Source organism: Methylobacterium sp. NPDC097929 (assembly GCF_049543375.1).
GTDB lineage: Bacteria > Pseudomonadota > Alphaproteobacteria > Rhizobiales > Beijerinckiaceae > Methylobacterium.
Window position 1 is genome coordinate 21,262 of record NZ_JBMVEP010000018.1, and the last position, 16,144, is coordinate 37,405.

Consider the following 16,144-nt stretch of genomic DNA (forward strand, 5'->3'; position numbering starts at 1 on the left):
CGCATGCCGCCGCTCAGCCGCCGATCTGCACCGGCGTCCACGAGGCGGCCATCGCCGCCACCGGTTCGATGCCGTGTCCCGCACTTGCTCCGAGAGTCGTGGCGGCGTCGGCCAGTCCGCAGCCCGCCGTCACGGCCGTCTCGGACAGGGTCGCCCCGAGGACCAGCACGGCCGGACTCGGTTCGCCGTCCACCCAGAGCCAGCCGCCCTGGCCGTCGGCCGCAGCCGCGCCATCCCGTGTGCCGCTCACCGTGAGGGCCACGGAGACGCCGCGGGTCACGTAGGCATGGCCGGCGATGCGGCCGGCGAGGTCGGGCAGCGCGATCCGGCCGATCCAGGCCGGCTCGCCCCGGGCGGTCGTCCCGCGGGCCAGGGCGGCCTCCGGCGGCTTTGCGCCGGCATGGTCGGCGAGCGGCGTCTCGAGCCGGCTGCGGGCTCTGCCGGGGTTCCAGCCGAGCCGGGTCTCCTCCGTTGCGAGAAGGCGCCCGAGCACCAGCGCGGACTGGCCGCGCGCCTGCGCCTCGGCGGCGCGGTTGCTGTAGCGCATCAGCGGCACCCGGCCCGTCCTCTGCAGCAGGACGAGGCCCGAGAGGGTCAGGATTGCGCTGAAGCCCGCGCCCCGCAGCGACAGCCGCGTGCCGTCGAGGTTGAACCCGTGGGCGAAGTCGTTGACGAAAGTCTCGGCGGCCGGGTTCGGCGCGAGGCCGCCGGCCGTCAGGGTCGCGCCCGCCTGGGCGCCGCGGATGCCGCCGGTGAGCCCGCTGCCTCCGAGGCCGGAGGCCGGGGCGCCCCCCTTCGTCGCCCGGCTCGCCGGTGCGCGGCGCTGGCTCGAGCGCGCCTCGCCCGGCGGCAGGAAGATCGCCTGGCCGGGCGCGAGGCGGCCCGGATCGACGATCGACCGTTCGGTCAGGGCCACGATGTCGGGCCGGTTGTTGTAGGCGTAGAGGTCGGGCCAGCGCCCGGGATCGCCGTAATGCGCCTCGGCGACGCTCCACAGCGTGTCGCCGGCCTTGAGCACGTAGCGGACGGGCTTCATCGATTCCCCCGGAAAGGCGGGCGGGCGCGCCCCACGGCGCCCCGCGGCCGCGGTCGGGCGGAAGCCGCGCGCGCGGCTTCCGCGATTGTCGCTGGAAAGGTGAGGCCGCTCAGGAGGCCCGCGCCGTGGCGAGGTCGTACCAGGCGATCATCGGCGACTGCGCCGCGTTCTGGTTGTCGGACGGCGTGTACTTCACCTCCATCTTGGTGAAGTTCAGCGTCACCGTCTCGATCGGCCGGTCGCCCGTGCTGCCGACCGAGTAGCCGGCGATCAGCGTGTTGTGCAAGGTGAACTCGATGTAGGTGTCGCCCGGGTTGCCGGTGGTGACGAGGTGCAGCACCGCCGTCTTGCCGTTGCGGCCCGCGCAGGCCTCCTGGAACAGCTTCGTGGTGGAGGAATCGCTCACCTTGGTCAGCGTCACCTCGCTCACCGTCGGCTCGGAGGCCTCGCGGTTGGCCGCCGAACCCGCGAAGGTGTTCATGTTGCGGGTGACGTTCCAGTGCAGGGATTCGATGTCCATCCAGCGCCGGTGCGACTCGTGGGTGGCATCGCCCTGGATACCGTCGATCTGCAGGTAAATCGGCATGTCTGTGTAATCCCTGTCCTCTCGTGTGGTGGATGCGGGCGGCGTCCGGCCCGTGCGAGATCGCCGAGGCCTCTTCAGGAGACCTGCGGCGGGGGCGCGACCGGGGGCGGCGCGGCCCCGGCGGTTGCTCCGGCGGCGGGCGCGGCCGTGAAGCGGCCGTCCCCCGTGACGGTGAGATCGATCGGCGGCACCGCGCGCCCGTCGAGGGCGTGGGCCAGGATCAGGTCGGAGAGCGCCGGCAGCACCTCGCGGGTCAGCGCGCCCTCGATGGCGCGCGCGCCGATATCGGCGGCGAGGCAGCGGGCGACGAGCCCGTCCTCCACGGCCGGCGTCCAGGCGAGCCGCGCCCCGTGGGCGCCCGCGAAGCGCTCCCGCACCCGCTCCAACTGCAGCCGGGCGATGCGGCCCAGGATCTCGGGCGTGAGCGGGCGGTAGGGCACGATCGTCACCCGCCCGAGGAAGGCCGGCTTGAAGTGGCGGAGCAGTTCCGGGCGAATCGCCTCCACCAGCGCCTCGCCCTCCGGCATCGTCTCCGGGTCGGCGGCCAGTGCCGCCAGCGTGTCGGAGCCGGCATTGGCGGTCAGGATGATCGTGGTGTGGCGGAAGTCGACGTCGCGTCCCTCGCCGTCGCGCAGGCTCCCCTTGTCGAACACTTGGTAGAAGACGTCCTGCACGCTCGGATGCGCCTTCTCGACCTCGTCGAGGAGCAGGATGCCGTAGGGGCGCCGCCGCACCGCTTCGGTCAGCACGCCGCCCTCGCCGTAGCCGACATAGCCCGGCGGCGCGCCGACCAGCGAGGAGACCTTATGCTCCTCCTTGAACTCGGACATGTTGACGACGGTCAGGCTCGCCTCGCCGCCGTGCAGGGCCTCGGCCAGCGCCAGCGCCGTCTCGGTCTTGCCGACGCCCGAGGTGCCCGCCATCAGGAACACGCCCGGCGGCTTTCGCGGGTCGGCGAGTCCGGCGCCCGCGGTGCGGATCGCCGCCGCGATGGTGGCGAGTGCCGGATCCTGGCCGGTGACGCGCGCGCGCAGACGCGCCTCGAGATCCTGCGCAGCCCGCGCGGCATCGCGCACGAGCCGCCCGACCGGGATGCCGGTCCAGCGGGCGATCACCGCGGCCACCGCCGCGCGGTCGACCTCCGGGTGGATCAGCGGCGTCTCGCCCTGAAGCCGGACGAGTTCGGCTCGAAGGCTTGCCTGACGATCGTGGATCTCGTCGCGGATCTCGGCCCCGTCCTGCGCCCCGGCACCATCGATCGCCGCAATCTCGGCCACGAGCGCGCGCTCGTGGCCGAGCCGGTCGCGCAGCGCCGACAGTCGCTCTTCGGCCTCGGCGAAGCGGGCGTCGAGTTCGGCGAGGACCGCCGGGTCGGCGCCGGGATCGCGCGCGACGGCGACGCGCTCCGCCTCCAGGCCGGCGAGGTCCGCCCGCAGATCCTCGATCGCGGGCGGATCGGCCTGGTGTCCGATCGCCACCGCGGCCGCGGCGGTGTCGAGCACGCTCACGGCCTTGTCGGGCAATTGCCGGGCCGGCAGGTAGCGGGCCGAGAGGCGCACCGCCTCGACGACGGCGGCGTCGCGGATGGTGACGCCGTGATGCGCCTCCAGCGCGGGCACGAGCCCGCGCAGCATCCGGGCGCCGGTCGCCTCGTCGGGCTCGGCCACCTTCACCACCTGGAAGCGGCGGGTCAGCGCCGGGTCGCGCTCGATGTGGCGCTTGTACTCGGACCAAGTGGTGGCCGCGATCGCCCGCAGCTCGCCCCGCGCCAGGGCGGGCTTGAGAAGGTTGGCCGCGTCGCTTCCCCCGGCTTGGTTGCCGGCGCCGATCAGCGTGTGGGCCTCGTCGATGAACAGGATGACCGGCACGGCGGCCGAGCGGCAGGCGGCGATCACCGCGGTCAGCCGCCGTTCGAACTCGCCCTTCACCCCGGCGCCCGCCTGGAGCAGGCCGAGATCGAGGGCACGGATGCAGGCCTTGCGCAGCGGCTCGGGCACGCTGCCCTCGGCGATGCGCAGGGCCAGCGCCTCGACCACCGCGGTCTTGCCGACGCCGGCCTCTCCGGTGAGGATCGGGTTGTTCTGGCGCCGCCGCAGCAGCACGTCGACGACCTGCCGCAGCTCGGCCTCGCGCCCGATCACCGGGTCGATCCGCCCGGCCCGCGCCTCCGCCGTCAGATCGAGCGTGTAGCGATCGATCTCAGGGCCGTCCTGACCTGCCGCCGCGCCGGATGTTCTCTCCGGGGTCTCCGCGGGCACATCCGTCGCGTGCGTCTCCGCCGCGCCCGGATCGATCCGCAGCGAGGGGGCGACATCGCGGATCGCGGCCCGCAGGGCCGTGGAGGTGGTCAGCGCCAGGACGAGGTCGGCCGGGGCGACCGCGTCGCGGCCGAAGCGGAGCGAGGCGGTGAGCCACGCCTCCTCGATCCAACCGAGGGTGCCCCGCGCCAGGGAGGGCGCGCCGCTGCCGCTGCGCCGCATCCGGTCGAGGCCGCGGGTCAACTCGGCCCGGACGGTCTCCACCGGGCAGCCCAGCGCCCGCAGATTCGCGCAGAACCGCTCCCCCTCCTCGGTCAGCGCGAGCAGCCAGTGCTCCACCTCGACGCTGCCGTGCTCACGCCCGACCGCGAGCCCGACGGCCCGCTCCAGCGCTCGGCGCAGGCCGGGATCGAGGCGGCCCACGACCACGTGCAGGTCGAAGGTCGGCATACGGGGCAACTCTCCTTCTGGTGGTATCAATGAAGGCGATTTATAGCGCAAGCCGGACGCCTGGAAACCCCACGAACCCGGATCTTTTACGAGTTAGACGGCAAAAATCGGAGGATTTCTCAATCTATGGACGACTTACGTATCCGATCCAGACTCTTTGGACTGATAAAATTTGACGATCCGGTATCAATCCGTCCCGTTTGACAGAAAATTCAACCGGGCGCCTTCACCTACCCGGGCGCTTGCCCTAGAAACTGCTGCGGACTGAAATCTAAGCTCCTGTATGCCGCTTGATCTTGCTGAAATCCTGAATCACATTCGAGAGGAAGATCCGGTCGGGCCGGATCTCCGGACCGATCTCAATGCGGATTCACCCTACCTCCGGTTGAAGGACGCCCGCTCGCAGGCGCGCTCGGCCGAGCGTGCGGCGGAGGCCGCGGGTGAGCCGGTGACGGTGCCGGCTGGCTGGATCGCGGTGCGCGCGCTCGCCCGCGAGGTTCTGGCGAGCCGCAGCAAGGATCTGGAGGTCGCCGCCTGGCTGATCGAGGCCCTGGTCCGGACCGAAGGCTTCGCCGGCCTCGCCGCCGGCTTCACCCTGATCGACGGCCTGATCGACCGCTACTGGCCGGACCTCCACTCCATCGACGAGGACGACGCCGAGGGGCGGCTCTCGCCGCTGGCGGGCCTCAACGGCATCGGCGGCGAGGGCGTGCTGATCCAGCCGATCCGCATGGTCTCCCTGCTGCCGGGCCACCCCTTCGGCGCCCACGCCCTCTGGCACACCCGCAGCGGCGGGCGCGAGGCGGCGCGCCCCGGCCAGGACTTCCTGGAGGCGCGGGCGCAGACGGGCTCCGATGCCCTGCGGAGGCAGGCCGAGGCGGCGCGGGCGGCCCACAAGGCCTTCCAGCGCATGAGCGCGACCCTCGACGCCTTCTGCGGCAGCGCCGCGCCGCCCCTCGCCAACATCCGCACCGTGCTGGAGGAGGTGCTCGACGTCTATCGCGGCCTGCTCGGCACGGCGTGGCAGGCGGAGCCGAACCCGGGGCCGGCGGAGAGCCCAGCCCCGCCCGAGACCGCCGTGGCGGCACCCGCGCCGAAGCCCGACGGGTTCCGCCCCGCCGCCCGCGAGATCGCGAGCCGCGACGAGGCCTTCGACGAACTCCTGAAGGTCGCCGCCTTTTTCCGGCGGACCGAGCCGCACTCGCCGATCTCCTACGCCCTGGAGACCGTGGTTCGACGGGGGCGGATGACGCTCCTCGACCTCCTCGGCGAGTTGATTCCGGACGGCGAGCGGCGCGGGCAATTCCTGCGGCAGGCCGGAATCGAGACCGGCGAGGGTCGCGGGCCATGAGGCCGGACCGGCCGAGATCCGGCGGCGCGTGCCGTCGCATGCCCGTCTTCGGGGCGGGAGCGGGCCGCGGCCCCGCTCGCCCGCCCTCGCCCGACCACCCTTTCCGCTGAAGAGGAGCGCGCGTGTCCAGCATTCACGAGAAGCTCGAACGGGTGCGCAAGCCCCGCGTCCACATCAAGTACGAGGTGGAGACCGAGGGCGCCCTGGTCGAGAAGGAGCTGCCCTTCGTGGTCGGCGTGCTCGGCGACTTCACGGGCGACCCGACCCAGCCGCTCAAGCCCTTCCGCGAGCGCAAGTTCATCCAGATCGACCGGGACAATTTCGACGAGGTCATGGCCCGGATGGCGCCGGGCCTGAACCTGATGGTCGACAACACGCTGGCCGACGACGGCACGCAGATGCCCGTGCGCCTGCGCTTCGACCGGCTCGACGATTTCGAGCCGGCGGCGATCGTCCGGCAGGTGCCGGCACTCGCCCGGCTGTTCGAGACCCGCAACGAGCTGCGCGACCTGCTCACCAAGGCCGACCGCTCGGAGGATCTCGAACTGCTGCTGGAGCGGATCCTGCAGGACGACGGCCAGCTGCGGCGGCTCGTCGACGAACTCGACCGGAACGGTCCGGCCCCCTCCGCCCCGACCTCCGCACCGACCTCCGACGGAGCCGCCTGACCATGTCGAACGACACGCAGACCGGGCCGCAGGGCGGCCCAGAGGCCCGCCCGGAAACGCGCGACGTGACCGGCGCGATCGGCGCGGGCGCCGGCCTGCTCGATTCAGCGATCGCGGCGACCAAGCAGACCGCCCCCGACCGCGCCGAGGACCTGCTGCGGACGCTCACCCAGAGCGCCCTCGAAGGCACGGTGAGCTTCGAGCGCAACCTCACGGTCACGATCAACCGGGCGATCGCCGAGATCGACGCCCGCATCTCGCGCCAACTCGCCGCGATCATGCACCGGCCCGAATTCCTGAAGCTCGAAGGCTCGTGGCGCGGGCTGAAATACCTCGTCCACAACAGCGAGACCTCGACCAATTTGAAGATCCGGGTGATCAACGTCTCCAAACGCGAACTCGCCAAGGATCTGCTCAAGGCCGCCGAGTTCGACCAGAGCCAGATCTTCAAATCGATCTACGAGAACGAGTTCGGCACCCCCGGCGGCGAGCCCTACGGCGCGCTGATCGGCGACTACGAGTTCTCGAACCATTTCGAGGACATCGAGATGCTTCAGGGGCTCTCGGGGGTGGCCGGCGCCGCCTTCGCGCCGTTCATCGCGGCGGCGAGCCCGAAGCTGTTCGGCTTCGAGGATTTCCGCGATCTCGCCCGGCCGCGCGATCTGGAGAAGATCTTCGACACGGTCGAGTACGCCAAGTGGCGCTCCTACCGGGATTCGTCCGATTCCCGCTTCGTCACGCTCACCATGCCGAGGGTTCTCGCGCGCCTGCCCTACGGGCGCGAGACCCGGATGGTCGACGAGTTCGACTATCAGGAGGCCCCCGGCGTCCCCGGCGAACGGCTCGCCATGGCGCACGAGCATTATTGCTGGTCGAACGCCGCCTACGTGCTCGGCGCCCGCCTCACCGACGCCTTCGCCAAGACGAACTGGGCCACCGCGATCCGCGGCGCCGAGAGCGGCGGCAAGGTCGAGTCCCTGCCGATGCACGTCTTCCAGAGCGACGACGGCGACCTCGACCTGAAATGCCCGACCGAGGTCGGCATCACCGACCGGCGCGACGCGGAGCTGGGCAAGCTCGGCTTCCTGCCGCTGTGCCACTACAAGAACACCGACTACGCCGTGTTCTTCGGTGCGCAGACCACGCACAAACCCGCGAAGTACGACCGGCCGGAGGCGACCGCGAACGCCGCGATCTCCGCGCGCCTGCCCTACATCATGGCCACCGCCCGCTTCGCCCATTATTTGAAGGTGATCGGCCGCGACAAGATCGGCTCCTTCATGGAGGCCGAGGATTGCGAGAAGTGGCTGAACCGCTGGATCGGCAACTACGTCAACGCCAACGACGAGGCCGGGCCGGAGATGAAGGCGCGCTATCCCCTGCGCGAGGCCAAGGTCGAGGTGCAGGAGATCCCGGGTCGGCCCGGCTCCTACAACGCGGTGGCCTGGATGCGGCCCTGGCTGCAGATGGAGGAACTGACCACCTCGCTGCGCATGGTCGCCCGCATCCCGCGCCAGGGCTGATGGGAGGATGTCGGCGGCTCCCGGATCGGATCGAGAAGATCGTACGGTCGGGCAGGAATCGGACGTTCGGGACCGTCTATCCGCGGTCGTTCGCGCCTTTTCCCGTCCGGGCTACGCTCTCCTCGATGGCGGCCTTTTCGAGGACCTGCCGCTCTTGTTGAGGCGCGCGGGCCTCTTTGCCCGCTCGCTGTTTCTCGACCACGCCGACAAGGAGGTCGAGGCGGCCGGCCCTTGGCTCGTGGCGCTCGACCAGGGCGAGGACACGTTGGCCAAAGTCTTCGCCTTGGCAGGGACCGCGCCGGCCGTGGTGTTCTGGTCGTGCCCGGGCGGCGATAGGATGCTGTACCGGCACCTGCGCGCGCTCAACAGGGTCAGAATTCCGGCCTGGGCTGCGAATGGTCTCGCGGGACCGGCGCGCTCACAGAGCGCCGAGACCTTCGAGACCGTCCTGTTTCGGCACTGGGACCCGCACGTGCTCGGCGCCCTGATGCCCGTCCTTGAAGCAGACCAGTTCGCGCGCATCATGGGGGCGGCCGAGGAGATCGCCTTCGCGGCACCCGACTTCGGTGGTCTGAAGCGGATCCTCAAGGATGCGTCCTGGCCTCCGGCGTCGAGCGGCATGCTGACGATCGGCTCCGCGCAGGCCGACGCCCTCAACCAGCGTCGCCTGGAGGCCTCCCGGCGGCGCATCGCGGGCTACCTGCGCGAGAGCGCGCCCGTGATGACGGAGCACGCGACGGACCGGCAACTGCTCGACTTCGTGCGCGAGAGCGAACGGCACGGACGGGCGCTCGGCCTCGAAAGCGAGGCCGCACACGGCCGCTGGGCCTACCTGATGCTGCGCAGCGAAGGGCGCATCCTGCACACGCCGCGGGCCATCGCGTTCATCCGAACGGGAGACGCCCATCCGGACGAACAGGTCCGCGAGCTTCTCGCTCGGACGGCGTCGGCCATCAGACGGCGCGAGGCGGATCGGATGCCGGGGCGCGGTCCTTGACCGGAACTTTCGAGGGTATCGGGGAGGTCGGGCTCGGCGCGATCGGGGCCGGCGTGGGCGGTGCGCTCGGGACCGGGGCCGGTGCTGCGATCGGGGCCGGCCTCGGAGCGGGCGCGGGGACGCTGGTCCTCCCAGGGGGTGGTACGATCGGTCTGGGCGCTGCCGGCGCCGCGGCCGGCGGGGCCGTCGGCGGCGGGTTCGGAGCGACGGTGGGAGGCGGTCTCGGCTGGACTGTCGGGGGCGGGGTGGGCCGCGGTCTCGACTGGGTCTTCGGAACGGGCGACAGCACGGCGACCGACAAGGCCAATGCTGCGAAGGGCCTCAGCGAGGGCAATAAGGCGAATTGCGCCGATCAATGCATGGAGTCGCGTCAGTATAAAAAGCCAAAACGCGGTTCAGGAAAAGAAAAAGCAGACGATGTTCCGTCAGACTTTGAAGGTGAGCGACCATACATCGACGAGAATGGCAAACAATTCGCTGACCGGCTGGTTGGGAAAGGTGCGCCTAAAGGACCCGGATCAGTTTGGAATAAGATAAAAAAATGGGGCGACCGGGGTTTCGAGTAAGATTTCGAAATCGAAAATCATACGGAGATACAAATGCCGCAAACCGTTCATTTGCTTTATCATATTCATGAATTCTCTGATATAGATCGGGAGGATGACGTGAAGCTCATCGGTGTTTACCTTAGCCGAGAGGATGCCGAGGCAGCTCAACGGCGTGCGGAAATCTTACCTGGATTCAAGGATGACAAAGAGGGATTTCAAATCCACCCTTACACTGTCGGAGAAGATCATTGGAAAAGCGGATTTGAGACAATTATTTATCGTGATAAATAAAATTAGCCCTGTGATTCTTGTCGATTGAGTCTTTTGCGTCAACGGTATGGTTTAAAGTTTTATATATAGTAAAATGAATTCGTATTATTTGAATATCGCACGGGATTAAGTTTTGGCCGTGGACAAATTCATCGGACATAACGATTTGAGGCGTAGTATGAAGCCAAACTTAGGATAGCTGAAACGAAATGGATTATGAAGTAAATTTTTTATATCAAAACCAAACAAAAATGAGTTCGAGGCTCTTTCCGGCCAAGTCGGCATCGATTCAAGATCTATCTTTAACCTAACGCATGCTCAGTTAGATCAAAAATTCCACACGGAAATCAGGTCTCGGCTATGAAAAATTTCATCGAACGCGAAGACCTTACTACCGATATGGCTCCCAAACAGGAGTGGCTAAAGCGAAACGGTTTTCATGGCATTCTCTTCATTGAGTCGCCAAACAAATCTGATTTTGAAAATTTAATCACTCTAATGTCGATCAGTTCGAGGCCCACTTTCAACATTACGCACGCTCAGTTTGATGATGATTTCAGTTTTTCTTCGGTAGGAAGCGCAGACGCTACCTTCGACGAATTTTTCAATTTCGGTCATGAGGAAGTCTTCATTGAAGTCATTTTTTCATCCGCAAGGTACGTAATCTGGATTCCATCTGAACACAAGTTTTACGGCATATTTGGTGCGCCCGCCTGCCTGAATAATATCTTCGGAACGGATACAAACTCGCTAAAGTCAGAGATATTACACTTCGCCTATGAACCATTTTTCAACAAAAGGACAAAAAACTATATTATGTCAGCTGTCGATGCTTACTTCACCGTGAAGTGAGTGCTTTCTCAGACACCCGAAGCTGGTCGCCGAACACGTTGCAGCTCGGCTGTGGGCAGGCACAAGCGCAGGAATCGGAGGCGATGTCCCGAGAGGCCATGAAACTCGCTGCGGCGCTCGCGCGGATCGACCGCCTCATTGCGCTGATCGACCGGAGCCTCAACCGGGCGGTCAACGCGATCCTGCACCATCCCGACTTCCAGGCCCTGGAGGCACGCTGGCGCGGGCTCGCCTACCTCGTTGTCGCGGCGCGAGGGACCGACAACGTCGCGGTGAAGCTGCTGGCCGTGTCCTGGCGCGAACTCGCCCGCGACTTCGAGCGCGCGGTGGAGTTCGACCAGAGCCACCTGTTCGAACTGGTCTACGCGCGGGAATTCGGCATGCCCGGCGGCGAGCCCTTCGGGCTGCTGCTCGGCGACTACGCGGTCGGCCACCGGATCGATCCGGCGCAGCGCACCGACGACATCTCCGCGCTCCAGGGCATCGCGGGCGTGGCGGCGGCGGCCTTCGCGCCCTTCCTGGCGGCGCTGCGGCCCGAGACCCTGGCGCTCGACGGCTTTGCCGATCTCGACGGCCTGCCGAACCTCGCCGCCGCCTTCGAGGGGCCGGATTTCGTGCGCTGGAAGAGCCTGCGCGCCCGCGAGGATTGCCGCTTCGTCGGGCTGCTCGCGCCCCGTATCCTGATGCGCACGCCCCACCGGGCCCACCACCGCCCCCGCCCCGACGGCTTTCCCTTCGAGGAGGTGGTGCGGGCGGAGGGGCGGGAGCTGCTCTGGGGCAGCCCGGTCTACGCCTTCGCCCGGGTGGTGCTGCGTGCCTTCGGGGTCTCAGGCTGGTTCGCGGACCTGCGGGGCGCCCCCCAGGATCAGGCGGGCGGCGGGCTCGTCACCGACCTGCCGACGCTCAGCTTCGACACCGACCGGCCGGGGCTCGCCGCGCAGCCGCCGGTCGAGATCCGCCTCACCGCGAACCAGGAGCGGCAGCTCTCCGACCACGGCATCATCCCCGTGGGCGCCCTGCCCTTCACCGCCGCCCTCGTCTTCAACGCCAACCCCTCGCTGCACCGCCCCGCCCGCGCCGCCGGGCCTGCGGCGGAGGAGAACGCGCGGCTCGCGGCCATGCTGCAATACGTGCTCTGCGCCTCCCGCTTCGCCCACACCCTCAAGGTGATGATGCGCGATCAGGTCGGCCGGCTCGGCGGCGCGGCGGCGGTCGAGGGGCTGATCGTCGATTGGCTCGCCCAGTACCGCCTCGGCAGCGACAGCGCCGCGCCGGAGCTGAAGGCACGCTACCCCCTGCGCGACGCGGGCGTCGAGGTGCGCGAGATTCCCGGCCGTCCCGGCGTGCTCGGCTGCACCCTGCGCCTCCAGCCGCACTTCCAGCTCGACGACGTGGCGGCGAGCTTCCAGCTCGTCGCCGAGGTCACCACCGCCCAGAACGCGGCCTGAGCCCGCGACCCGCAACGAGGCCCGCATGACCGCGCTCGACACTCCCTCCACCCTCACCGAGCACCTCGCGGCCGGGCGCCTCGACGCGGCCGCAACCGCCGCAGCCCAGGCCGTGAAGGCGAGACCCGCGGATACCGCCGCCCGCGCGATGCTCGCCGAATTGCTGATCCTCCAGGGCGCCCTCGACCGGGCCGAGGCGCAGTTGCAGGTCGCGACCGAGCAGGCACCCGCCGAGGCTCCGGCCATCGCCCTGCTGCGCCACCTCCTGCGCGGGGCCACCGCCCGCGTCGCGTGGTACGAGACCGGCGCGGTGCCGGACTTCATCGACGGGCCGACCCCGCGGCAGGCGGAGGCGATGCGCCTCGCCCTCGCTGTGCGGGCGGGCGATGCGGAGGCCGCTGCAGCGGCGCGCCAGGCGCTGGAGGCGATGCCGCCGGTCCGCGCCCGGATCGACGACGGCCCGGCGGAGGAGACCCGCGACGTCTGCGACCTGTCGCAGGCGGGGCTGGAGGTGCTGACGCTGGCCGGCCGCTATCTCTGGCTCGCGCCGGAGCGGGTGGAGAGCCTCGCCTTCGCGCCCCCGAAGCGCCCGCGCGACCTCCTCTGGCGCCGCTGCGAGACCCGCCTGCGCGACGGGCGCGAGGCGACCTTCCTCGTCCTCGCCCAGTACCACGACCCGGACGCGAACGAGGCCGAGCGCCTCGCCCGCGAGACCGCCTGGATCGATGCGCCCGGCGGCGCGGTGCGCGGGCGCGGCCAGCGGGTCTGGCTCGTCGGCGAGGCGGCGCGCGACCTGCTCACCCTCGCGCGCGTCGCCTTCGAGGCCTGAGCCGATGCGGCTGCAGCCCTCCCTCCTCGACCGCCTGATCGACGACGAGCCCGAGCGCGCCGTCGATCCGCCGCGGGCGCGCTCCGAAGAGCTGCGGCGGGTGCGCGAGGGGTTCCGGCGCGACCTCGAAGCCCTGCTCAACACCCGCCGCCTGCCCGCGACCCCACCGGCCGCGCTCGGTGCCTTGCGCGAGGCGCTGCCGCATTACGGCGTCGAGGATTTCGTCGGCGCGCCGCTCGCCACGCCCGAGCAGCGCACCGACCTCGCCCGGGCGCTGGAGGCGACGATCCAGGCCTTCGAGCCGCGCTTCCGCGCCGTCCGCGTGAGCGTGCTCAAGGGCCGCGACCCGCTGGAGCGCCTGCTGCGCATCCGCATCGAGGCGGCAGTCCATCTTGGGTCCGACACCGGCCAGGCCCCCGAACCCGTCGCCTTCGAGACCGCCCTCGACCCGGCGATCCGCAGTTTTCTGGTGGAGAGCCGCCATGACGGATGAGATCATCGGCCCGGCCGCGTCGTCCGGGGAGACGGCGCCCTCGGGCCCATTCCCCGAGCGCTTGGCCGAACGGGCGCGCACCTTCGGGCCGGACGGCTGCGCCGTGCTCGACGGCGGATTGTTCGACGACCTGCCGGACGAATTGCGGCGCGCGGGCCTGTTCGGGCGCTCGCTGTTCCTCGACCACGCGGATGCCGAGATCGAGCGGGCGGGTCCGTGGCTGGTGGCGCTGGCGCAGGGCGCGGACGCGCCTGAGCGCATCTTCGCCCTGGTCGGCGGCCGGCCGGGCGTGGTGTTCTGGTCCTGCGCTGACGGCGAGGCCGTGCTGTATCACCACCTGCGCACCCTCAACATGGTCCGTATTCCGGCCTGGGCGGCGGCGGGCGGGAGCGAGCCGCCGGAGGACGGCTCGGGGATGGAGGACGAGACCGTGCTGTTCCGGCACTGGGATCCGCGCGTGCTCGGGGCGCTGCTGCCGGTGCTGGAGGCGGCGCAGTTCGCCCGCATCGTGGGCCCCACCGCCGAGATCGCGCTCTGGGCGGAGGATTACGGAGGCTTGAAGCGGGTGGTCGCCGATCCGGATTGGCCAGTTGCGACAGGCGGAATGCTCACCATTCGGTCAGAGCAGGTCGCCATGTTGAGCGATCGGCGCGTGCAGGCCTCTCGCCGCCGCATCATGACCTTCCTGCGTGAAACTGTTCCGGAACATGCGTCAAAGCGCAACGATGTTGAGCTTTACCAAGACGTGATGCGATATGAGGTTTCGGCTCGGAGCTTCGGGCTCACCTCCGAGCGCTCATTCGGGAAATGGGCGCATCTGATGGCGATGAGTGGTGAGACGATCGCGCAGCGCGAAAGCCCTCTGCATCGATACCTGACGACTGCGCCGGGACGACCAGACGACAAGTTGGCGGCGCTCGTTGCGGAGATGATCGCGGTGGGGCGTCGCGTCGAGCGGGGAGCCTGACACATGGCTGTCGTAGCGCTTTTACCTGCTATCGAAGGTCTCGCTGCTGCTGCAGGCTGGGCTTACCGGGCTTACCGCGGATATCGTGTCATTGAAGGTGCGAAGCGGCTGGAAGAGATGGCGCGTGGAGGCAACGCCGTTCTCAATGAAGCGAAGCCGGAAGAATGTGTGGGAAAATGCGCTGACGCAAAAAACAAACCGAAGACAAAAGAAGATGTTTTGAATGATGCCACGCGAGATCCGGACAAGCCAACTCTCAAGGATGGCACAGAACAATATAAAAAGCCGGGAGGAATGTCAGCGGCCGACGCAGACTTCGACTCGATGCAGCCTGGAAACGTGAAATCGCCTGGCGGCAACGTGCGCATCGGCGAGCTTAGCGATGGAACCCAAGTCGTGGTGAGGCCGAGAAGCGTTCCATCTCTGGAGATAAATCCACCAAACGCTCCCCCCGCGATCATCAGGTATAAATAAAGGCCATCCACTATGTCATTCGATTTGTTAGATCCTGCGAAAAAATGTGCTTTGTCAGAAGCTGTCGCTCCTGCATTCGACATCGATCCAGGCTTTGGAGCGTTTTATCATCCTGATTTCCTCAAAAGAAAGCAGTGGGTGGCGGCAATTTTCGAAGGAGATTTTCGTGATGATGGCGACCAGATCTGTCAAGGCCTTTCCAGTGCCGGGATTTTTACGGTCGCGTGTGGTGGACTAGCAGAGTACATGACCGACTGGTACTCGCTGTCGCCTCAGGAGGGCGATTTGAAGGAGGTGCGCAATAAATATTTTGAGCCGTCTTATTTTATTTCTGATTATCTGGAAAGCTTCTGCATAGTTTCTGACAGCGACTATTATTGGAGCATTGCTGCAGATATAGACAAAATCGAAAATAAATTCGAAATAAATATAAAAAAATGCATCAGTGAGTTTAGAAGTGACATTGCTGCTTTTTCCACCAGCGACGACGAACACTCTCGCAAGATCGGATCGATGCTCCAGAGATATCTCGAAATTTGTGAAGCATCTCTTGGCAATGCAACCCGCATCGACGGGCGAATATAAACTTGGACAAGCATCCTTCTGTTTTCCAAAATCGGGGTAACAAGAGCATGCCGAACAGTCTATTCGAGGCCATAGAGGCATGTGACGTGTCGCGGGTGGAAGCTCTGTTGCAGCGTGGCGCCGACCCGGATCAGGTCGAGGACGGGTATCTCGGGCGCAGCCCCCTGCATGTGGTAATCGCGGAGCTTGAGCACGACGCAGCCCTGGCGATGGTGCGGCTCCTGCTCGCGCACGGGGCGGATATCGAGCGAACCTCGCTCGGCTTCGGCGGCGGGACGCCACTCCTCTGCGCGCTGTTCAACGGACACGACGCAATGGCGCGGTTCCTGCTCGAGGCCGGCGCGGACCCGAATACCCCCGGTGGCGAGGGCGACAGTCCGCTCCGCTGGTGCGTCGAGGACGGAGACCACGACTTCGCCCGCCTCCTGCTGGCCGGGGGCGCCTGCCGGACGATGAATCTGCCCGGCGGCTTCGAGGGGCGGACTGCCTTGGGCATGGCAGTGAACCGCTTGGACGTGGCGATGGCGGATCTGCTCCTCGAAGCCGGTGCCGATCCGGACGCCCCCGATCTGGACGGGAGGTGTGCGGTCGAGAGACTGCCGCCGGTCGATCGCTGTGCGCCCGCCGTCAGAGCCGAGATCGTCCGCGCTCTGACCGGGAGGCCGTGACGGACCGGGTCCTGCGTCGGGAGCGGAGCGTGCCGGCTCTCGGCGATGCTGGCCGCATTCGGCGGGCCCGCCGCGCCCGACAGGAAAGCGGGCCGAGCGCCGGCGCTCCGGCGGGACAGAAACCGGCCGTCGTCTCGTGGT

General features: G+C 67.8%; 17 protein-coding genes. 14 read left to right on the forward strand and 3 right to left on the reverse strand.

Annotated elements, in window-relative coordinates:
- Window positions 1-13: 13 nt before the first annotated feature.
- The 3 genes from ACPCJR_RS24305 to tssH all read right to left on the reverse strand — a co-directional run bounded on the left by ACPCJR_RS24305 (window position 14) and on the right by tssH (window position 4,330).
- On the reverse strand, window positions 14-1,036 hold the full coding sequence (locus ACPCJR_RS24305; protein ID WP_391515891.1) for a LysM peptidoglycan-binding domain-containing protein: 1,023 nt from the start codon (window positions 1,034-1,036) through the stop codon (window positions 14-16).
- Between the two features lie 109 nt (window positions 1,037-1,145).
- Window positions 1,146-1,622, reverse strand: coding sequence for an Hcp family type VI secretion system effector (locus tag ACPCJR_RS24310; protein WP_391515889.1), 477 nt, complete (start codon window positions 1,620-1,622; stop codon window positions 1,146-1,148).
- Between the two features lie 74 nt (window positions 1,623-1,696).
- Window positions 1,697-4,330, reverse strand: a complete 2,634-nt coding sequence (gene tssH, locus ACPCJR_RS24315) for a type VI secretion system ATPase TssH (RefSeq protein ID WP_391515887.1) — start codon at window positions 4,328-4,330, stop codon at window positions 1,697-1,699.
- Between the two features lie 283 nt (window positions 4,331-4,613).
- On the opposite strand from tssH, the gene tssA reads away from it, so the two are divergent.
- From tssA to ACPCJR_RS24385, 14 genes are all read left to right on the forward strand, one after another.
- On the forward strand, window positions 4,614-5,681 hold the full coding sequence (gene tssA, locus ACPCJR_RS24320) for a type VI secretion system protein TssA (RefSeq protein WP_391515885.1): 1,068 nt from the start codon (window positions 4,614-4,616) through the stop codon (window positions 5,679-5,681).
- 122 nt (window positions 5,682-5,803) lie between these two features.
- Window positions 5,804-6,349: a type VI secretion system contractile sheath small subunit gene (gene tssB / locus ACPCJR_RS24325; RefSeq protein WP_391515883.1), complete on the forward strand. Its 546-nt coding sequence runs from the start codon at window positions 5,804-5,806 to the stop codon at window positions 6,347-6,349.
- A gap of 2 nt (window positions 6,350-6,351) precedes the next feature.
- Window positions 6,352-7,872 carry a type VI secretion system contractile sheath large subunit gene (tssC, locus tag ACPCJR_RS24330; RefSeq protein WP_391515881.1) on the forward strand — a complete coding sequence of 507 codons (1,521 nt, stop codon included), beginning with the start codon at window positions 6,352-6,354 and terminating at the stop codon, window positions 7,870-7,872.
- A gap of 7 nt (window positions 7,873-7,879) precedes the next feature.
- On the forward strand, window positions 7,880-8,869 hold the full coding sequence (locus tag ACPCJR_RS24335) for a DUF4123 domain-containing protein (protein ID WP_391515879.1): 990 nt from the start codon (window positions 7,880-7,882) through the stop codon (window positions 8,867-8,869).
- 245 nt (window positions 8,870-9,114) lie between these two features.
- On the forward strand, window positions 9,115-9,435 hold the full coding sequence (locus ACPCJR_RS24340) for a hypothetical protein (protein ID WP_391515877.1): 321 nt from the start codon (window positions 9,115-9,117) through the stop codon (window positions 9,433-9,435).
- A 33-nt stretch (window positions 9,436-9,468) separates the two neighbouring features.
- Window positions 9,469-9,708, forward strand: a complete 240-nt coding sequence (locus tag ACPCJR_RS24345) for a DUF7336 domain-containing protein (RefSeq protein WP_391515876.1) — start codon at window positions 9,469-9,471, stop codon at window positions 9,706-9,708.
- Between the two features lie 339 nt (window positions 9,709-10,047).
- Complete coding sequence (locus ACPCJR_RS24350) at window positions 10,048-10,539, forward strand: hypothetical protein (protein WP_391515874.1); 492 nt, start codon at window positions 10,048-10,050, stop codon at window positions 10,537-10,539.
- A gap of 98 nt (window positions 10,540-10,637) precedes the next feature.
- A complete protein-coding gene (gene tssC, locus ACPCJR_RS24355) occupies window positions 10,638-11,987 on the forward strand; it encodes a type VI secretion system contractile sheath large subunit (protein WP_391515872.1) in 1,350 nt (449 codons plus the stop codon).
- Between the two features lie 25 nt (window positions 11,988-12,012).
- The gene (locus ACPCJR_RS24360; RefSeq protein WP_391515870.1) at window positions 12,013-12,816 is read left to right on the forward strand and encodes a type VI secretion system accessory protein TagJ; all 804 of its coding nucleotides are present in this window, start codon (window positions 12,013-12,015) and stop codon (window positions 12,814-12,816) included.
- A gap of 4 nt (window positions 12,817-12,820) precedes the next feature.
- Complete coding sequence (gene tssE, locus ACPCJR_RS24365) at window positions 12,821-13,309, forward strand: type VI secretion system baseplate subunit TssE (protein WP_391515868.1); 489 nt, start codon at window positions 12,821-12,823, stop codon at window positions 13,307-13,309.
- Window positions 13,299-14,276: a DUF4123 domain-containing protein gene (locus ACPCJR_RS24370; protein ID WP_391515866.1), complete on the forward strand. Its 978-nt coding sequence runs from the start codon at window positions 13,299-13,301 to the stop codon at window positions 14,274-14,276. Before tssE ends, ACPCJR_RS24370 begins: the two co-directional genes overlap by 11 nt.
- A gap of 3 nt (window positions 14,277-14,279) precedes the next feature.
- On the forward strand, window positions 14,280-14,750 hold the full coding sequence (locus ACPCJR_RS24375; RefSeq protein WP_391515864.1) for a hypothetical protein: 471 nt from the start codon (window positions 14,280-14,282) through the stop codon (window positions 14,748-14,750).
- A gap of 12 nt (window positions 14,751-14,762) precedes the next feature.
- Window positions 14,763-15,335: a hypothetical protein gene (locus tag ACPCJR_RS24380; RefSeq protein ID WP_391515863.1), complete on the forward strand. Its 573-nt coding sequence runs from the start codon at window positions 14,763-14,765 to the stop codon at window positions 15,333-15,335.
- Between the two features lie 2 nt (window positions 15,336-15,337).
- Window positions 15,338-16,003 carry an ankyrin repeat domain-containing protein gene (locus ACPCJR_RS24385; protein ID WP_391515861.1) on the forward strand — a complete coding sequence of 222 codons (666 nt, stop codon included), beginning with the start codon at window positions 15,338-15,340 and terminating at the stop codon, window positions 16,001-16,003.
- Window positions 16,004-16,144 lie beyond the last annotated feature (141 nt).

Bases quoted from the DNA above. Each gene is read 5' to 3' on its own strand.
- ACPCJR_RS24305 (WP_391515891.1), bottom strand. From the start codon at position 1,036: ATGAAGCCCGTCCGCTACGTGCTCAAGGCCGGCGACACGCTGTGGAGC.
- ACPCJR_RS24310 (WP_391515889.1), bottom strand. From the start codon at position 1,622: ATGCCGATTTACCTGCAGATCGACGGTATCCAGGGCGATGCCACCCAC.
- tssH (WP_391515887.1), bottom strand. From the start codon at position 4,330: ATGCCGACCTTCGACCTGCACGTGGTCGTGGGCCGCCTCGATCCCGGC.
- tssA (WP_391515885.1), top strand. From the start codon at position 4,614: ATGCCGCTTGATCTTGCTGAAATCCTGAATCACATTCGAGAGGAAGAT.
- tssC (WP_391515881.1), top strand. From the start codon at position 6,352: ATGTCGAACGACACGCAGACCGGGCCGCAGGGCGGCCCAGAGGCCCGC.
- ACPCJR_RS24335 (WP_391515879.1), top strand. From the start codon at position 7,880: ATGTCGGCGGCTCCCGGATCGGATCGAGAAGATCGTACGGTCGGGCAG.
- ACPCJR_RS24345 (WP_391515876.1), top strand. From the start codon at position 9,469: ATGCCGCAAACCGTTCATTTGCTTTATCATATTCATGAATTCTCTGAT.
- ACPCJR_RS24350 (WP_391515874.1), top strand. From the start codon at position 10,048: ATGAAAAATTTCATCGAACGCGAAGACCTTACTACCGATATGGCTCCC.
- tssC (WP_391515872.1), top strand. From the start codon at position 10,638: ATGAAACTCGCTGCGGCGCTCGCGCGGATCGACCGCCTCATTGCGCTG.
- ACPCJR_RS24360 (WP_391515870.1), top strand. From the start codon at position 12,013: ATGACCGCGCTCGACACTCCCTCCACCCTCACCGAGCACCTCGCGGCC.
- tssE (WP_391515868.1), top strand. From the start codon at position 12,821: ATGCGGCTGCAGCCCTCCCTCCTCGACCGCCTGATCGACGACGAGCCC.
- ACPCJR_RS24370 (WP_391515866.1), top strand. From the start codon at position 13,299: ATGACGGATGAGATCATCGGCCCGGCCGCGTCGTCCGGGGAGACGGCG.
- ACPCJR_RS24375 (WP_391515864.1), top strand. From the start codon at position 14,280: ATGGCTGTCGTAGCGCTTTTACCTGCTATCGAAGGTCTCGCTGCTGCT.
- ACPCJR_RS24380 (WP_391515863.1), top strand. From the start codon at position 14,763: ATGTCATTCGATTTGTTAGATCCTGCGAAAAAATGTGCTTTGTCAGAA.